Raw genomic sequence first — 18,261 nt, 5'->3', positions numbered from 1 at the left:
CCTGGATTGATTACGGTAGTTGTTGTTCTAGCGTTTGCCCTTCTTTGCTGGTGGCCTGCAAGTGGCCCTGCAGTGAAGACTTGAACGGCCCATCCCCGTTCAGCATCCCTTTCAACTGCAATTGCAGGTTACCCTCGCCTTCTAACGGCACCGGCTGCCATCCCCACTGCTGTAAGGTATTTAATGGCACTGAGCGCCCATCAAAAGACAGCGTAAATGGTTTGCCGGGTTGCTGGCTGACGTTGGCTTTGGCGTCCAACAGGCCATCCGGCATAAAGGCGCTCAGTTCGGTAACGTTGATCTGCTGCGCGTCGGCTTCCAGAGCCAGAGAAGGGCGACGCACGTCAACCTTGTTGAAGGTAGCATCGCTGCCATTGAGCTTCAACGAACCGGACCAGATGCCCCATTGATGATCGTTGGCCAGCAGCAGGTTGCTGCCGTAACCATCCAGCGCAGTGATCTGGAAAGGGAAATCCGGGTTGATATCGATAATCAGATTACGATTGGTCGTCAGTTTGCCGATATACACCTGTGCCAACCAGCTAGGTAGTGGCTGCAACCAGAGTGCCCGCCAATTAATGGGCAAGGTATACTCCAGCGCGGCCATGGCCACTTCATCGAGTTGCAAGCGCTTGTTAGCCCGCTGCCAATGACCGGAAGTGCGTAACAGCCCACCTTCCCAACGGGTGGTGAACTGTTGGATGGTGGCACCAGCTGGAGACAGTTGCATATTGATGATCGGATCGACCAGATGGAAATTACCGTAGATAAGATCGCCTGCGTTAAAACTGAGCGTTCCCTCCTGGCTACTCCAATCACCCTGTTGGAACGTGACGTTTTGCAGCGATAAATCGAGATCGTTAATTGCCCAATCTTCTCCTTCCAGGCGCGCATCAATCAAATCAAAGCGCTTCACCGTGATCGGTGGTAGTGCAATAACCCGCTCCCAGAGCTGTTCCAGCGTCAGTGGGGTTTGCAGGCGCACGTTACTCAGGCGCAGGCGCTCGACCAGCCAGCTACCGTCAGCGGCCCGGCTGGCAACGCCGGTCAGATCGCCTTGGGCCAGATCGGCACCGAAATCGCTCAGAATCAGCTGATCTTGCCTGACTTCACCTTGCACCAGCACCTGTGAAGCTGGAACACCGTTTAACACCATCAGGCCCGCACTGAATTGAAACTGGTAGTTTGCACCCAGCACATGAGCGATTGTCGGCTGCCAAGGAGTGATCCCGGCATTCACTTTTTGAGCATTCAAGCGCCAGTCTGCATGGTTGGATTGCAACGCCATGTTGCTCAACTGCAGTGTGTCTGCTTTGAACGGCAAGCTGATGCTTTGCTGTGATTGTGCGTTGAGTGTCCCGTCACGCAGCGTCACACTGCTGAAGTAACCGGGTTCAGTGATTTGCCGCAGGCTAAAGGCAAAATCCACCTGCTTGGCGGCTAACGCCTGTGGCTGGTCAGCCTGAGCCAGGGTGACATCTTCCAGCGTGATTTGCCCAGGTTTGCTCCATGAGTGGGTGATTTTTTCCACCGATAGGCGGTATTCACTGTTATTGCTGATCCAACGGCTCATCCAGCCCGCAGCCCAGCGTGTTTGCCCCAAGACGTATAGCAGCACTACGGCGAGCGCCACCAGCAGTAACAACGTCAGCAACAGTTTTCCGATAAATTTCATCGTCCGAATCCGTAGCGGTCAGAAAAGATATCCAGTTTATGCCGCAATTATCCCGTTAGCTCAAGTGCAATAATAGCCTGAAAGACAATAAAAAATGGCCGATAGCTGTTCGCTACCGGCCATTTTTCTATTCTGGAGAGAATTGGTTATTTTTCCTGCGGGAACAGCAGGTTCAAGACAATGGCTGTGATTCCCCCGGCGGCGATGCCGGAAGAGAACAGGGTTTTCAGCCAATCTGGTGCAAATTGCAGGATCAGTGGTTGCTGAGAAACGCCCATTCCGACCGCCAGCGACAGTGCCATAATCATGATCGCCCGGCGGTTCAGGGTCTCGCGGGAAACGATGCGCACGCCGGAAGCGGCGATGGTACCGAACATCACAATGGTGGCACCACCCAGCACAGGTTCTGGAATATGCATCACAATACCGGCTACCGCAGGGAACAACCCAAGAACAATCAGCATCAGCGCGACGACAAAGCCAACGTAGCGGCTGGCCACGCCAGTGAGTTGGATCACCCCGTTATTCTGGCCAAAGCAGGAGTTAGGGAAGGTGTTGAACACAGCGGACAGCATCGAATTCAGGCCGTTGGCCAGCACGCCACCTTTCAGGCGCTTCATATACAGCGGGCCGCTGACCGGTTGTTCGGAAACGTCGGAGGTGGCTGTGATATCACCAATGGTCTCCAGCGAGGTCACCATAAAGATCAGCATCAGTGGCAACAGCAGGTTCCAGTCAAAACCCAAACCGTAATACAGCGGCGTTGGAATATTGATCGTGGCAGCAGAGGTAGCGGGTTGGGTTTCCGGCAGCATGCCCATCGCCCAGGCTAGCAGATACCCTACCGCCATAGCGATCACCAGCGAAGCCACACGCAGGTAAGGATTGCGTTGGCGGTTAAGCAGAATGATGACCACCAGCACGACACCCGCCAACAGCAGGTTTTTCGGTGCGCCAAAGGTATTGTCGTTCATGGCTGCATAACCCCCGCCGATGGACGTGAGGCCCACCTGAATCAGCGAAAGGCCAATGATCATCACCACAATACCGGATACCAGCGGAGTAATAATGCGACGCGCCAGGTGCAGCACCCTTGATAACAGGATTTCAGTGCAGGAAGCGACCATCAGTGTGCCAAACAGTGCCGCCATCATGGTTGGGACGTCGGCCCCACCATTTTTCAGCGCCAGCCCACCCATAATCAACGGTGAGACAAAGTTAAAGCTGGTGCCTTGAATGGACAGTAGGCCAGAACCCACCGGGCCCCAGGTTTTGATTTGCAGAATCGAGGCCAAACCTGAAGCAAACAGCGACATACTGATGATGTGCTGGGTATCTTGCGCTGGCAAACCGAGTGCCTGGCAGATCAACAGGGCCGGAGTGATCACGGCGACAAACATTGCCAGCAGATGCTGACCGGCCGCAAACAGGGTTTGCGGCAACGGCGGGCGATCTTCCAGACGATAAATCAGTTCACTGGTGCGTGGGGAGGTTGCTGTTGCCTGTTGCGCGGTATCAAGCTCAGCAGATTGGATGGACATGGTGTGGCGTTCCCTGAAACGGCAAAGGAAGCATTTTAATGATCCGAATCACAAAAGCAAACGGTTGCGCATTAATATTTTTGTTGAAACCGACAGCGTGATTGTCACATTTTCGTTCATTTTTCCTTTAACTATTAGCCTTTTCCACTAATATTTTATTGTTCAATGCGTTAAAAGCCTGACTAAAATTATGGTTTATAATTTATTGTATATCGAATCTGACACGGAGTACTTGAGATGTTCCATCTCGATACCTACGGCACTTTAGTGGCTGCCACACTGGTTTTGCTCCTTGGGGGCAAATGTGTACGTTCCATCCCTTTGTTGAGAAAATATACTATTCCGGCTCCGGTTGCGGGTGGCTTGCTGGTCGCACTGCTGTTGCTGCTGGTGAAAAAAACTGCCAATTGGGAAGTCAGCTTTGATATGTCGCTGAGAGACCCGTTGATGCTGGCTTTTTTCGCCACCATCGGCCTGAACGCCAACCTGGCGCGTTTGCGTGCCGGGGGCAAGGCACTGTTTGTGTTCGTGTTTGTCGTTCTGGGCTTGCTGCTGGTGCAGAATGCCATTGGGATTGGTATGGCGAAAATGCTCGGTTTGAATCCGTTGATGGGATTGATCGCGGGCTCGATCACACTTTCTGGTGGCCACGGGACAGGCGCTGCCTGGAGCAAAGTGTTTATTGAACGCTATGGGTTTGAGAATGCGACAGAGGTCGCGATAGCCTGCGCCACCTTCGGCTTGGTTTTGGGGGGATTGATCGGTGGCCCAGTGGCACGTTATCTGGTGAAACACTCCTCAACCCCGGAAGGGTCGCCGGAAGATAGCGTGCAACCGAGCGGTTTTGAAAAGCCGGAAAGTGGCCGCATGATCACTTCACTGGTGATGATTGAAACCATTGCCATGATTGCGATCTGCCTGAGTCTCGGGAAGTTTATTTTTGGGTTACTCAATGGCAGCGCCTTCGAGTTACCCACTTTTGTTTGCGTCCTGTTTGTTGGGGTGATCCTCAGCAACACGCTGTCAGTCACCGGTTTCTATACGGTGTTTGAGCGTGCTGTTTCGGTGCTGGGTAACGTCAGCCTGTCTCTCTTTTTGGCGATGGCGCTAATGAGCCTGCGTTTGTGGGAGCTGGCTTCTCTCGCACTACCGATGCTGGCGATTCTGGTGGTGCAAGCGCTGGTGATGGCGCTGTATGCGATTTTTGTGACCTATCGCGTAATGGGGAGAAACTATGATGCTGCGGTGCTGGCTGCTGGGCACTGTGGTTTTGGCATGGGGGCGACGCCAACCGCGATTGCCAACATGCAGGCGATTACCGAGCGCTTTGGCCCTTCGCACCTGTCATTCCTTGTTGTGCCAATGGTTGGGGCATTTTTCATTGATATCGCCAATGCCATCGTGATTAAGCTGTATCTGATGCTGCCGATGTTTGGCTAAATGAGGTCGCCTTCTCTGCAGGTGAGGGCGACAGAATCAGGCGTTAGAATAGCGGGCGGTTTCGGGCAGCCAGCGCTCAATCAGGGCGTGAGCATGTTGGGGATAATGCTGGTGAATATGGCGGGCTACGCGCTGAACTTCTGGGATCATCGCCTGATCGCGCAGCAGATCGGCGACTCGGAATTCTGCACTGCCGGTTTGGCGCGTGCCCAGCAATTCGCCTGGTCCACGAATTTCCAGATCGCGCTGGGCAATCACAAAGCCATCGTTACTGTCGCGCAGTACCTGAAGGCGTTTTTGCGCTGTTTTGCTGAGCGGGGTTTTATACAGCAACACACAATGAGAAGCGACGGCACCACGGCCAACGCGGCCACGTAGCTGGTGTAACTGCGCCAGCCCGAGCCGCTCCGGGTTTTCGATAATCATCAGGCTGGCATTGGGCACGTCTACGCCCACCTCAATCACCGTGGTGGCGACCAGTAACTGCAATTCACCCTGTTTGAAGGCCTGCATCACTGCCTGTTTCTCCGGCGCTTTCATGCGGCCATGTACCAGAGCCACTTTCAGTTCCGGCAAGGCCGCTTTCAGCTCTTCCCAAGTGGCTTCTGCTGCCTGAGCTTCCAGCAGGTCAGATTCTTCGATCAGCGTACAAACCCAATACGCTTGGCGATTTTCTTCTATACAGGCGCTTTTTACCCGCTGAATGATATCGGCCCGCCGGGTATCAGGGATAGCCACGGTGGTCACTGGCGTGCGGCCGGGCGGCAGTTCATCGATAACGGATGTATCGAGATCGGCATAAGCAGTCATCGCCAGCGTGCGCGGGATGGGCGTAGCGGTCATGATCAATTGGTGAGCATGAAACCCTTGTTCTTCACCCTTTTCCCACAGGGCCAACCGTTGATGTACACCAAAGCGGTGCTGTTCATCGATGATCACCAACGCCAGGCCGTTGAACTGAACCTGCTCCTGAAAGATCGCGTGGGTTCCTACCACCATCGAAACTTGCCCACTGGCGATCGCGTCCTGTTGCGCGATGCGCGCTTTGCCTTTTTGCTTCCCTGCCAGCCAGCCCACTTCAATGCCCAGTGGTTCAAACCACTGGCGGAAGTTATTGGCGTGCTGTTCGGCCAGTAGTTCGGTCGGAGCCATCAGTGCCACCTGTTTGCCGTGAGCGATAGCACGCAGGGCGGCCAGTGCTGCAACCAGGGTTTTACCTGAACCGACATCCCCTTGCACCAGGCGCATCATCGGGAAATCTTTCTGCATATCGGCTTCGATATCAGCGACCACGCGGTTCTGTGCACCGGTAGGGGCAAACGGCAACTGAGCGAGGAAGCGGTTTTTCAACCGATCGTCTGGCATCAGCGACAGGGCTTTATAGCTTTGTGCGCCTGCGCGTACGGCCAACATGCTGAGATTATGCGCCAGCAGTTCTTCCAGTATCAGGCGTTTCTGTGCCGGATGTTTACCCTGCTCCAGATCGGCTAGCTGGATATCCGGCGGTGGGCGGTGCAGGGTATGTAGCGCCTGCGGCAGGCTGATTAATCCACCGCTCAGTTCTGCTGGCAGTAATTCGGCGATGGCACAGGTATGCAACAGTTCCAGGGCCTGATCGGTCAACTTGCGCAGCGTGGCCTGACGGACACCTTCGGTGGTGGGGTAGACCGGTGTCAGGGCTTCTTGCAGCTCAACCTCACTGTTTTCACCCTGAATACGATATTCAGGATGGATGATTTCGGCCCCGTGATTGCCGCGTTTGATTTCACCGTAAGCCGTTATGCGGCGGCCAGTCGCCAGGCTGTTCTTCATCGCGGCGTTGAAATTGAAGAAACGCAGGGTGAGAAGGCCAGTACCGTCGCTGATCTGGCAGGTCAGCATGCGGCGGCGACCAAAACTGATATCGCTGCGCAGCACTTCCCCCTCTACCGTGGCAAAAATGCCGGGCAACAGATCGTTGATCGGGTAAAGGCGGGTGCGGTCTTCGTAACGCAGAGGCAGGTGTAGCAGGAGATCTTGAATGGTATTCAGGCCGATTTTGGCTAGTTTAGCTGCCTGGCTGGCTCCAACCCCGGAAAGTGTTGTAAGAGGGACGGCATCCAGCAGGCGGCCTTTCATCGACGTACCGTGGTTGCCTGCATGGTTGCCCACCATTGTGCATCGGCAATCACTTGGCCCTGTTCATCAATATGCGGGCGTGGCAGCCCCTTGCGTTTGGCAACATTGGCCAGTACCGGATAACCGCCTTCAAACAGCAGGCGTTGTTGCTCTTCTTTACTCAGTGCACTGTGTTCACGGCGGTACATCCCCGCGTTTTGCCGCTGGCGCTGTGCTTCGTACAGGATTAATGCCGAAGCTACGGAAACATTGAGTGATTGCACCATGCCGATCATCGGAATAATGATGTCCTGATCCGCCAGCGCCAGCGCTTCTTCGGTGATGCCGGTTTTCTCCTGCCCCAAAAGCACACAGGTTGGGCGGGTGTAGTCTACCTCGCGGAAATCGACGGCCCGTGCAGAAAGATGGGTAGCCAGAATTTGCATCCCCTGGCTTTTCATATGTGTTACGGCGCTGGCAATGGTGGGGTGGGTTTTGACGTTAACCCAACTGTTGCTGCCAGCGGCAGAAGAAACCAGCGTGCGCATCCGGGCGGTTGGCCACACGGCATGCACCTGATGTACACCGACGGCATCAGCCGTGCGAATAATGGCAGAGACGTTATGCGGCTTGTGCACTTGCTCCAGACAGACTGTCAGATCGGGCTGCCGGGTGGCCAGCATTTCACAAATCCGTGCATAACGTTCAGGGCTCATAAGCGCTAGTTTCGGTTACGGTTAACTTTAATGACATCCGGCATGATACGAATCTTGCGCATAACATTTGCCAAATGGATGCGATCGCGAGTGGTTAAGCGGATAAAGGCGCTGTAGACACGGCCATCTTTTTCTTCGGTATTCAGGCTTTGAATATTCGAGCCTGCAGCATTAATCGCCGCCGTCAGATTCGCCAATGCGCCCTGATGGTTAAACATATCCACCTTGATTTCAGCAATGAATTCCTGCTCAGTTTCCAGGTCCCACTCTACCGCCATAAATTTCTCAGGCTCTTTCTGGTAACCACGGATGTTGCGGCAGGATTCATGGTGGATTACCAACCCCTTACCGGGGCTGACGTGGGCAATAATCGGATCGCCAGGAATCGGGCGGCAACATTTGGCGAAGGTAATAAGGACACCATCAGCCCCTTTAATTGCCAGATTACGCACGCCGGAAGAAGCACCGAGGCTGGAGTGATCGCCCTGTAAATTCTTCGCTATGACCACGCTCATGGTATTGCCGAGGCCGATCTCGGCCAGTAAGTCGTCCAGCGTGGCCAGCTTCATGCGTTCCAACTCGTGCTGGATGTTTTCCTGCGGCACTTCAGAAAGCTTACGGCTGCCGCCTAACGCGTGGTTTAGCAAACGGCGCCCCAGGCTGACGGAGTCGTCACGCTTGAGGTTTTTCAGCATCTGGCGGATTTTAGCGCGAGCCTTTGAACTGACGACAAAGTTCAGCCAGGCAGCGTTCGGCCGAGCACCCGGTGCGGTGATGATTTCCACCGTCTGGCCGCTGGATAGCGATTGTGACAACGGATACGGTTGGCGATCGACGCGTGCGCCCACGCAGGCATGGCCGATATCGGTATGCACTGCATAGGCAAAGTCAACCGGTGTTGCACCCGCAGGGAGTTCAACAATGCGCCCTTCCGGGGTGAAAACGTAAATCTCATCCGGGAACAGATCAGATTTTACGCTTTCGATAAATTCAAATGAGCTGCCAGCACTCTGTTGCAGCTCGAGCAAGCTCTGCATCCAACGTTGAGCACGAATTTGTGCCGTTGTACCGCTCGTTTCGCCCGGAGCCCGCTCTTTATAGGCCCAATGCGCGGCAACCCCCATCTCTGCCATCTGATCCATATCTTCGGTACGGATCTGAACTTCTACCGGCACACCGTGTGGGCCGATCAACGAAGTATGCAGCGATTGATAGCCGTTGGCCTTAGGAATGGCGATGTAGTCTTTTACTCGCCCAGGGCGTGGCTTATACAGGCTATGTGCCTGACCCAGAACGCGATAACAGGTATCGACTTCTTTCACGATCACCCGGAAAGCGTAGATGTCCATAATCGAATGGAAACGCTGTTCTTTCAGGTGCATCTTGCAGTAGATGGAATAGAGATGCTTTTCCCGCCCGCTGACGCGGCAGGGGATACCGGCTTCGGTTAAACGCCCTTCGATCTCGGAAAGAATCTTCTGGATCATCTCCTTACGGTTACCGCGCGCGGCTTTCACCACGGCTTTGATGACCCGGTAACGGTTCGGATAAAGTGCCTCAAAACCCAACTCTTCCAGTTCGATCTTCAGATGGTGAATACCCAGCCGGTGCGCTAGTGGGCTGTAGATTTCCAGGGTTTCACGCGCAATGCGCCGCCGCTTGTCGGGGCGCAGCGAACCGAGGGTCCGCATGTTGTGGGTGCGGTCAGCCAGTTTGATCAGCACGACGCGGATGTCTTGTACCATCGCCATGATCATTTTGCGGAAGTTTTCCGCCTGTGCTTCTTTCTTATCCTGGAATTTCAGCTTGTCGAGCTTGGATACGCCCTCAACCAGTTCAGCAACACTTTTGCCAAACAGTTGTTCCATATCCTGATAGGTGGCTGCGGTATCTTCAATGACGTCGTGCAGCAGAGCGGCCATCAGCGTTTCATAGTCGAGACGCATTTCCGCCAGAATACAGGCTACGGCAACCGGGTGAGTAATGTAGGGCTCACCGCTGGAGCGTGTCTGCCCCTCGTGAGCATCACGTGCAACAAGGTATGCCTGTTTGAGGCGTTTAATCTGCTCCTCAGGCAAGTAACGTTGAATCAGCAGATTCAGGCTTTCAAACAGGTACAAGGCAGACTCACAGTCTAATTAACGACGGCCTTCAGCAATGGCGGTCACCGCTTGAATCTCTGCGGCTTCCTGCTCTTGCTGTTCTTGGCGCTCACGGACATCAAGGATCTGGCTGTTAATCAGCCCTTCTTCGATTTCACGCAGAGCGATAACGGTGTACTTATCATTCTCTTCTGGTACCAGAGCGTCTTTACCGCCGGTCTGGATTTGACGCGCCCGACGAGCAGCGACCAACACCAGGTCAAAACGGTTACCAATTTTCTCTACAGCGTCTTGAACAGTTACGCGTGCCATATTTGTGCTACTCCACAGGTGACGAAAAGACTGGGCATGATACTGAAACTGCCCTCAGTCTGCCAATAGTTTGCTGATTAAAGCGTCATGCCGCAGCATTTGCCGGCTTAAACGCAAACGTTCGGCGCGAATAATGGTTTTCAGATCGGACAGCGCCAGATCGAAATCATCATTCACGATTAAATAATCATACTCCGCGTAATGCGTCATTTCTGCAACGGCTTGCGCCATGCGCCTGGCTATCACCTCATCAGCGTCTTGCCCGCGGCCTCTCAGGCGGCGGCCCAACTCTTCTTTTGATGGTGGCAGGATAAAAATACTGCGCGATTGGGGCATTTTGGCACGGATCTGCTGCGCTCCTTGCCAATCGATATCCAGGAAGACATCGACACCGGTCGAAAGCACCTGCTCAATCGCAGCACGTGACGTGCCGTAATAATTGCCGAACACTTCTGCGTGCTCAAGAAACTCATCTTGCTCAATCATAAGGCGAAATTCGTCTTTGGAAACGAAGAAATAATGCTCGCCATGGTTTTCACCCGGGCGGTTTGCGCGCGTGGTGTGTGAAACCGAAACCTGCGTGTCGTACAGCGGTTGTGTCTTTAATAAAGCCTGAATCAGGCTTGATTTCCCTGCGCCACTGGGTGCAGAGACAATATAAAGTGTGCCTTGAGCCATGATGATGTTCGTTGATAGCGGTTGATAAGCCAGTAACAGCAGATGTGTATTTTCTCCGCACAGTATACACGGCTAAAGCCCGGTATGCAGCGTTGGGTCGCATTTTGGCCGCTGCTTTCTGTTAAAAACAGGGGAAAAACGCCGATTTGCGTAACATGTCTGGAAGTTTTCGACGTTTTCAGCAAACGTTCATTACTTTCTGGAGGTGCTTTGCATTCCTGATTTTTAACCATCGCCAATCATTCCGTTTCCGTTTTTACTGCGCCGTACCAAGTTTACTGCGCCGTACCAAGGAGGTGCGCGATGTTGGGATGCAGTAATTACATCAGGAATATGCTGGTAGCCATGGCGCTTTTGTGTAGCTCGGCTTGGGCCCAAACGTGCCCAAGCTGGCGGCCAGAAAGGTTGCAATTGGAGATAGCGGCACTAAATAGCCAGTTGGAGCGCTGGGATGAGGCTTATTACCAGCAGGGCCACAGTTTGGTGGATGACGAGATTTATGACAGCTTGCTGCAGCAACGGCAACAGTGGCAAAGCTGCGCCAATAAGCTGCCATTGCCAGACATCAAGCCGACGCTACCCGAAGGTAAAACGCCACATCCCGTTGCTCAGACCGGCCTGCGAAAGCTGCCAGATCGCGTTGCAGTGGCGCAGTGGATGCAAGGCCGCAGTGATTTGTGGGTTCAACCCAAGATTGATGGTGTGGCGATCACGTTGGTTTATCAACAAGGGAAACTGGTCAGCGCGATCAGTAGGGGCAACGGGGTGAAAGGTGAAGACTGGTTGGACAAAGTCAGAGTCATTCCTGCCGTTCCCCAAGAGTTGCCGCGCTCTCCCGCACACTTGGTGTTACAGGGTGAATTGTTCCTGCTGGTGAACGATCATCGTCAGCAAACGTTTGGGGGGATCAACGCACGGGCGAAAGTCGCCGGTATGCTGATGCGTAAGCAGTTTACCCCTGAACTGAAACAGCTTGGTCTGTTTATTTGGGCATGGCCTGATGGCCCACTGCAGATGGCCGAACGGTTGCAGCAACTGACGGAGATGGGTTTTGCGTTCACCCAGCAATATTCACAACCGGTCAAGACGCCGGATGAGGTGGAGAAGTGGCGCACATCCTGGCATCGTTCTCCTTTACCCTTTGTTACTGACGGTATTGTTATCCATCAAGGGCTGGTTCCTGAGGGGCGTTATTGGCAAACCAAACCCGGCGATTGGGCGGTTGCCTGGAAATACCCACCGGCTCAGCAGGTAGCCAGAGTGACGGACGTGGAATTTGGTGTAGGCCGTACCGGAAAAATCACTGTGATATTGCTCCTGGATCCGGTGCGGATGGATGATAAATGGATTCAGCGCGTTAACCTGGGTTCATTGCCACTGTGGCAGAAATGGGATATTGCACCGGGTGACCATATTGCCATTAGCCTGATGGGGCATGGCATCCCGCATCTTAATCGCGTCGTGTGGCGAGCAGTCGAGCGACAAGCTCTTGAAGCACCCAATCCTGAGAATTACCATCTGTTGAGCTGTTTTACGTTGCAGCCTGGTTGTCATCAGCAGTTCCTGGCGCGTCTGGTATGGCTGAGCAGTATTCACGGGTTGAACATGCGCGGACTGAATGAGGCTGGGTGGCAATCGTTAATCGATCAGGGGCTGGTTGATGATTTGCTCGATTGGTTGGTGTTAACGCCAGAGCAGCTGAATGGTGTGCCGGGTATTGGGAGCAAGCGTGCACAGGCGCTTTATCAGGTGTTTCGCCAAGCGCGTCAACAGCCATTCGAGCGTTGGCTAATTGCACTTGGGGCACCGCTTTCACCGATTCAGGTTACCGCTGCCCAAGCGCAAGACTGGCAACAAATACAACAGATAACGCCAGAAAAATGGCAGAAAGTGGCCGGGATTGGTGCCAAAAGAGCCCAACAGCTCCATACTTTTCTACAATCACCGGTAATCATCGGGCTGGCTAGCACTTTGTTAGAGCAAGAAATCAATGGGTTCAAATCGTTACCTAATCATTCCATGATGCTGAGTCAGGCTGAATAGTAGGGGGTGTAATTTATGCTCGGCACACTTACTGATAATCCTGCGTGATGATTGTACTTTTTGTGTTGTTTTCTATGGTATTTAGTCTTGTTCTGGAATAACCACTTTTAAGGAAAACGAAAATAAGATGAGACATAACGTAATGCTGGCAGCGGTTGTTACATTAGCCGTATTGCTAAACGGCTGCGTAGCTCCGGCCCAGAAAGTGGCATCACAAACGTCGGTACTCTCCTGCAGCGTTGGCGATCCCATGACGCAGACCACGCTTTATTTCGGTTTGAACCGCCCGGTTGGGCCGGTGATTACCTCTGCGGAGTGGCAGTCCTTTATCGATCAACAAGTGACCCCGCGTTTTAAAGAAGGGTTATCGGTATTTGAGGCTAAAGGGCAATGGTTGGGGAACGACGGTAAATTGGTGCGGGAAAACAGTAAAGCGCTGATGTTGATTCATACATCGGATGCTGAAAGTGAGCAGAAGATTGAAGCGCTGCGTAGCCTTTATAAGCAGCAGTTCGTACAGGATTCTGTGATGCGGGTTGATACGCTGGTCTGTGTGGCGTTTTGATGCGTTTCCGGCTTGCTGGTTGCGCGGCAAGCCGGAATATCGGTTTAGAGCACCAACCCGGCAACCGCCGCTGAAAGCAGGCTGACCAAGGTTGAACCATAAACCAGTTTCAGGCCGAAGCGTGAAACGACGTTGCCCTGTTGCTCGTTGAGGCCCTTGATAGCACCGGCAACGATGCCGATGGAAGCAAAGTTGGCGAAAGACACCAGGAAGACGGAGAGAATACCCAATCCACGCGGCGACATTTCCGCAGCGATTTTTTTCAGTTCGATCATGGCCACAAACTCATTGGCGACCAGTTTGGTTGCCATGATGCTGCCAGCCTGCAGCGCATCGCTTGTGGGGATCCCGATCAGCCAGGCAAGCGGATAGAACACATAACCCAGAATTTGCTGGAAGCTGATGCCGAAAATTGCAGCAAAGATGGCGTTTACCGCGGCGATGAGAGCAATAAACCCGATCAGCATGGCGGCAATAATCATGGCGATTTTGAAACCCGCCAAGATGTATTCCCCCAGCATTTCAAAAAAACTCTGATCTTCATGCAGTTTGCTTAGTTTCAGTTCCGGTTCATCCTCAATCTGATAGGGATTGATAATGGAAAGAATGATAAAGGTGCTGAACATGTTGAGAATTAATGCGGCTACCACGTATTTGGCGTCGATCATCACCATATAAGCGCCGACGATCGACATTGATACCGTCGACATTGCCGTGGCTGCCATGGTGTACATCCGGCGGGGGGAGATATCCGCAATAATGCCTTTGTAAGCAATAAAGTTTTCAGATTGGCCCAGCACCAACGTACTGACGGCGTTGAAAGATTCCAGTTTGCCCATGCCGTTTACTTTGGAGAGCAACGTACCTACCGCGCGGATAATCAGCGGCAAGATACGGAAATGTTGCAAGATACCGATCAGCGCAGAAATAAAGATGATTGGGCACAAAACGCCAAGGAAGATAAACGATAGCCCTGCTTTGCTCATGCCACCGAAGACAAAGTCAGATCCCTGTGCAGCAAAGGTCAACAGGGTTTCAAAGAAGCCAGCCACATGTTTAATGACACCGAGACCGCTTTCCGAGTGCAGGAAGAAATAGGCCAGAACCGCTTCAATCACCAGCAGTTGGATAATATAACGTGGGCGGATTTTCTTACGATCGTTACTGACCAGTAACGCAAGGGCGATGATAACGACCAACGCCAGAATAAAGTGCAAAATTTGCGACATAAACAGTCCGAGGAGCATACAGGCTAGAAAGAAGTACTTATACCTAATTTGCTGCAGCTCGTCAGCAGGATGGTTAACCGGGGATGGCTCGTCTGCGCTATTCCCCGGTTATCTGGTTGTTAGCTCAAGTCAACATTCTTGCTGCCAAAGAACCAGGTTAAAATGAAACCAGCCGTGTAAGACACCAGCAATCCGGCGGTATAAACCATGATCCCGGCATAAATTCCCTGCGCGGACGTCATCAGTGGAATTGATACGATACCGGACGGGCCAAAGACGGTGTTAAGGCCAACTGGCAACCCAAGGTATGCGATCATACCGATAAAGAACCCGCCGACGGCACCGCCAAGACAGGCGGTGATGAAAGGTTTCACCCGTGGCAGAGTTACGCCGTAAATCAGTGGCTCACCAATGCCAAGGATACCTGGGATAATCGCTCCCTTGATCTGGGTACGCAGCACTGCGCCCGCTTTCGCTCTGGCAAACAGCGCCATTGAAGCACCCACTTGCCCACCGCCAGCCATGGCCAGGATTGGGAACAGTGAGTTGAACCCCTGCGCATCCATCAAGGCGAAATAGACGGGAACAAATCCCTGATGAATACCGAACATGACTGCAAGCAGGAACAAGCCTGCTAGAATGGCGCTGCCAAACGGGTTGCCATTCAGGTGTAAAAACAGCCATGACATTCCTTTGAACAGCTCCCCACCCACGGGCATGATGACCACGAAAGTCACGGCACCCATAATCAACAGGGTGATAACTGAAGTCAGTATCATATCCAGGTTATCAGGAATAAACTTCCGAACTGTCCGCTCGACCCAGGCTCCCATAATAGTGGCGATCAGCACGCCAATAATGCTGCCTCTGGGATCGATAGGTAACCCAAAGAAGCTGTCGATACCGGAGTAGTAACCCACCTTGGCATCGGGTACATAGCCCAGTACAAATAGCGAAGCGATGATGGCTCCATTGACTCCCGTGCCGCCAAAGGCTTTTTGTGCGTTATGGCCGATCAGAATACTCAAGAAGGCAAACAGGCCTTTACTGAATACTTTCATATAGCCAATGGCGCTGAGTAGCCAAGGGCTGGGGGATTCAACGCCAATCACCATACTTTGCTCGAGCAGGGTCGCAATCCCGAGCAACAGGCCAGCGGCAATAAAACCGGGAATCAACGGGGTAAAGATGGTGGCGAACTTGCTGAAAAACTGGTGAATAGAACTGCTTTGTTTTGATTTGAGCTGCTTTTTATTCTCTGACGCAATCGCGTTGAGATCTTTAGGCGCGTCGGTGGTGTTCTGTTCCGCATGGCTTAACAAGCTATTCATCATTTCGGCAGCGGTTTGCGCCTTGCCGGGGCCGAGGACGATTTGTAACTGGTCGTCCCCTTCGATAACACCCATTACGCCCGCGATTTTTTTCAGTGCATCGCGGTCAACCCGTTCCCTGTCCCTTAATGTTAGGCGCAGCCGTGTCATGCAGTTACCGCAGACAGCAATATTACCGCTGCCGCCAACATGACCTAAAATTTGTTCTATCATTGCTTCATTTATTTTCGCCATCGGATTGACGTCCTGTTTCTGATAAGACTACGCGGATAAAACCGTTCTTGTGTTTTAAAATCGTACTGGCCTGATTCCAGCTTTCAGTAACCAGAGTCGATAAATCAATTTTCATTGTTGTCTAAAGTTATTTCTTAAACCATTGGAATAATTAATTCCTAAAAAATTTAAATCAATAAATATTTTATTTTCATTGGTGATTATGTGACCACAATCAACTTGTCATACCTCTCAGTTTATACTCAGGTTGTTTTTAAGCACTGGCAGCGTAAGATAGCCTAGGTAGAACCTGCTTTTTTGCTGACAATGTGAGCCACTACCGCGATGAGATATACGCAAAAAATAATTCATAACAAAGAGTTATTCACCCCCGGCGAGCGTAAGATCGCGGATTATGTGTTGGAAAATCCGGATAAACTAAAACAGCTTTCTTCACAAAGCTTGGCGATGATTCTGGGGGTTAGTCAATCCAGCATTATTAAGTTTGCCCAGAAGCTGGGAATGAAAGGCTTCACCCACCTAAAAATTGCTCTGATTGAAGAATGGGGTCAGCAGGCGTCAGAGCAGAAATTGCAAAGTTCGCACATCCATAATGGCATCAACAGCCATGACAGCCTTCCGGATATTGCGGAGAAGCTCTTTCTGGAGAAGCAGCAGGCGTTGCGTGATACCACCGATAGCCTCGATTTTGCTCAGTTGCAGCAGGCGGTATTAAAGATTCAGGCGGCTAAACGGGTTCAGATTATCGGCGTAGGGGGCTCGTCGTTGATTGCCAAAGATCTCGCTTATAAGCTGATGAAGATCGGTTATTCGGTTATGAATGAGCTAGACAGCCATGTTCAAATCACGGTTGCTCAATCCCTGAGCCCTGCTGATGTGCAGATCATTATTTCGTTCTCCGGTAAACGCCGGGAGATATTGATTGCTGCGGAGGTTGCCAAGAAAATGGGGGCGACTCTGATTGCCATCACTTCCTTACAGCATAACCCACTGAGAGAGCTGGCGGATTATACGCTGGATACTATTGCTGACGAGACTCGCTGGCGCAGTTCTTCGATCGCCGCCAGAACGGCGCAAAACACAATCATTGACTTGCTGTTTGTCAGCCTCATGCAGCAGAACAGTGAAGAGAGCCGTCATTTTATTCAGCAGAGCCAGACGTTGGTTGAGCAATTGAGTAATAAATAGATTTTTGACAGTGGCTTAGACATAATTTTTTCATTGATTTAAGAATAATGAGTCACAATTATTGTTATGCAATGTGACCTACATCAATGCGCAATTCTTGAAAAAATTTATCTTGTCATACGAAGCTGGCTTGGTTTAGAGGTTTTTCTTCTACTGTGAATAATGAATGCATACTGATTATCGCTGATTATTCATCGGCTGGCATAAAGGTAAATCTAGGGGAATGTGGTTATGCCATGGAATCATGAGATTCAGCAGGCAATTACTTTGTTGCAGGCTTGTCAGTGTCGTAATTCGGATAATCTTCCTTGTCCAGCCAGAGGGGATGAACCCGGTGCTGTGGGTACTTGTGCAGACAAGATCATGCCATCGATTATCCTACTCAATGCTTTTGCCGATGTGCTTCCGCAGCATCAGGAATTACACCGTATCGGTACGGTTTTGGAAGCGCAAGGCCTGATCCCTAAACTTGAACAGGATGAAAGCTACAGCCAAAGCGCGTTGGCGTATTTGCGTGCACAGCTCAAGCCGTAAACTCAACAGCGTTGGGTAAAATAGCAGCTCAACGGGTTATATAAAGCCATTTCTTGGGCAGCAAAGTTGTAATACTGCAAACGATAATTTTTAACATAGATAATTATTTTATTATTCGCAATATATATATGAGATGTGGATTGTTTAAGTTTTTTTAATAAAGCCAAAGAAATAATTAATTATAAATATATATAACTCGATATTGATTTGGTTAGGAAATTATTTATCTGGATACTTTCTGTTTCTTCGTGCTCCTCTAAAAATCGAGATGGGCTGTATTGTGTCCAGTGAATAACAGGGTTAAATATTTAATTTATGACAACAAAAAAGCCCGCTATTATGCGGGCCTTCTGGTTTGTATTCAGAAAACCCCCAGATAAGCTGGGGGCTCCGTAAAGCTTTCAGCTATAAGTCAGCTATAAAAACCCCTTTTGATTTGTTAAAACACATTGCGGTCTGGCAACTGCAAAAGTTCAACAAGAAAACAAAAGGGGTTCCCAATGGGGGACGAAAAGAGCTTAGCGCATACCCGATGGAACTGTAAATATAATATAGTTTTTGCACCCAAATACCGGA

The 18,261-nt window shown here is 51.5% G+C and carries 14 protein-coding genes and 1 pseudogene; 6 read left to right on the top strand and 9 right to left on the bottom strand.

Features of this window, described 5'->3' with window-relative positions; translation table 11 throughout:
• Positions 1-10: 10 nt before the first annotated feature.
• Both IV04_RS23615 and IV04_RS23610 read right to left on the bottom strand, forming a co-directional pair.
• Positions 11-1,675 (bottom strand): AsmA family protein, encoded by a 1,665-nt coding sequence (locus tag IV04_RS23615; protein ID WP_037400344.1) that lies wholly within the window; start codon positions 1,673-1,675, stop codon positions 11-13.
• 146 nt (positions 1,676-1,821) lie between these two features.
• On the bottom strand, positions 1,822-3,216 hold the full coding sequence (locus IV04_RS23610) for an NCS2 family protein (protein ID WP_037400342.1): 1,395 nt from the start codon (positions 3,214-3,216) through the stop codon (positions 1,822-1,824).
• Positions 3,217-3,453: 237 nt separating this feature from the next.
• Here IV04_RS23610 and gltS point away from each other — a divergent pair, with 237 nt between their 5' ends.
• Entirely contained in the window at positions 3,454-4,656 is a 1,203-nt protein-coding gene (gltS, locus tag IV04_RS23605; RefSeq protein WP_037400340.1) for a sodium/glutamate symporter, read from the top strand.
• A gap of 36 nt (positions 4,657-4,692) precedes the next feature.
• On the opposite strand, the gene recG is transcribed toward gltS, so the two are convergent.
• Genes recG through gmk form a run of 5 tightly spaced genes read right to left on the bottom strand, consistent with a single transcriptional unit; the run spans position 4,693 to position 10,561 of the window.
• Complete coding sequence (gene recG / locus IV04_RS23600) at positions 4,693-6,774, bottom strand: ATP-dependent DNA helicase RecG (protein ID WP_037400337.1); 2,082 nt, start codon at positions 6,772-6,774, stop codon at positions 4,693-4,695.
• The gene (gene trmH, locus IV04_RS23595) at positions 6,771-7,469 is read right to left on the bottom strand and encodes a tRNA (guanosine(18)-2'-O)-methyltransferase TrmH (RefSeq protein WP_072010965.1); all 699 of its coding nucleotides are present in this window, start codon (positions 7,467-7,469) and stop codon (positions 6,771-6,773) included. The genes recG and trmH overlap by 4 nt, the downstream gene beginning before the upstream one ends.
• Positions 7,470-7,474: 5 nt before the next feature.
• Positions 7,475-9,589 carry a bifunctional GTP diphosphokinase/guanosine-3',5'-bis pyrophosphate 3'-pyrophosphohydrolase gene (spoT, locus tag IV04_RS23590; protein ID WP_037400330.1) on the bottom strand — a complete coding sequence of 705 codons (2,115 nt, stop codon included), beginning with the start codon at positions 9,587-9,589 and terminating at the stop codon, positions 7,475-7,477.
• 18 nt (positions 9,590-9,607) lie between these two features.
• Entirely contained in the window at positions 9,608-9,883 is a 276-nt protein-coding gene (rpoZ, locus tag IV04_RS23585; RefSeq protein ID WP_024482945.1) for a DNA-directed RNA polymerase subunit omega, read from the bottom strand.
• A gap of 54 nt (positions 9,884-9,937) precedes the next feature.
• Positions 9,938-10,561, bottom strand: coding sequence for a guanylate kinase (gmk, locus tag IV04_RS23580; RefSeq protein WP_037400324.1), 624 nt, complete (start codon positions 10,559-10,561; stop codon positions 9,938-9,940).
• 303 nt (positions 10,562-10,864) lie between these two features.
• Here gmk and ligB point away from each other — a divergent pair, with 303 nt between their 5' ends.
• Both ligB and IV04_RS23570 read left to right on the top strand, forming a co-directional pair.
• A complete protein-coding gene (gene ligB, locus IV04_RS23575; RefSeq protein WP_051916963.1) occupies positions 10,865-12,604 on the top strand; it encodes an NAD-dependent DNA ligase LigB in 1,740 nt (579 codons plus the stop codon).
• 127 nt (positions 12,605-12,731) lie between these two features.
• Entirely contained in the window at positions 12,732-13,169 is a 438-nt protein-coding gene (locus tag IV04_RS23570) for a DUF3574 domain-containing protein (protein ID WP_037400319.1), read from the top strand.
• A gap of 44 nt (positions 13,170-13,213) precedes the next feature.
• Here IV04_RS23570 and IV04_RS23565 read toward each other — a convergent pair whose 3' ends face one another.
• Both IV04_RS23565 and murP read right to left on the bottom strand, forming a co-directional pair.
• Positions 13,214-14,398: a NupC/NupG family nucleoside CNT transporter gene (locus IV04_RS23565; RefSeq protein WP_037400316.1), complete on the bottom strand. Its 1,185-nt coding sequence runs from the start codon at positions 14,396-14,398 to the stop codon at positions 13,214-13,216.
• A 119-nt stretch (positions 14,399-14,517) separates the two neighbouring features.
• On the bottom strand, positions 14,518-15,963 hold the full coding sequence (gene murP / locus IV04_RS23560; protein ID WP_037400313.1) for a PTS N-acetylmuramic acid transporter subunit IIBC: 1,446 nt from the start codon (positions 15,961-15,963) through the stop codon (positions 14,518-14,520).
• Between the two features lie 324 nt (positions 15,964-16,287).
• On the opposite strand from murP, the gene IV04_RS23555 reads away from it, so the two are divergent.
• The 3 genes and pseudogenes from IV04_RS23555 to IV04_RS26315 all read left to right on the top strand — a co-directional run.
• Positions 16,288-17,151 (top strand): SIS domain-containing protein, encoded by an 864-nt coding sequence (locus IV04_RS23555; RefSeq protein ID WP_037400310.1) that lies wholly within the window; start codon positions 16,288-16,290, stop codon positions 17,149-17,151.
• 231 nt (positions 17,152-17,382) lie between these two features.
• A complete protein-coding gene (locus IV04_RS26320) occupies positions 17,383-17,685 on the top strand; it encodes a hypothetical protein (protein ID WP_152562952.1) in 303 nt (100 codons plus the stop codon).
• Between the two features lie 500 nt (positions 17,686-18,185).
• Positions 18,186-18,261, top strand: a pseudogene (locus IV04_RS26315) (IS200/IS605 family transposase); the annotation flags it as partial.

The organism is Serratia sp. Ag1 (genome assembly GCF_000743355.1).
GTDB lineage: Bacteria > Pseudomonadota > Gammaproteobacteria > Enterobacterales > Enterobacteriaceae > Chania.
This window is presented reverse-complemented; position numbering and strand designations above follow the sequence as displayed.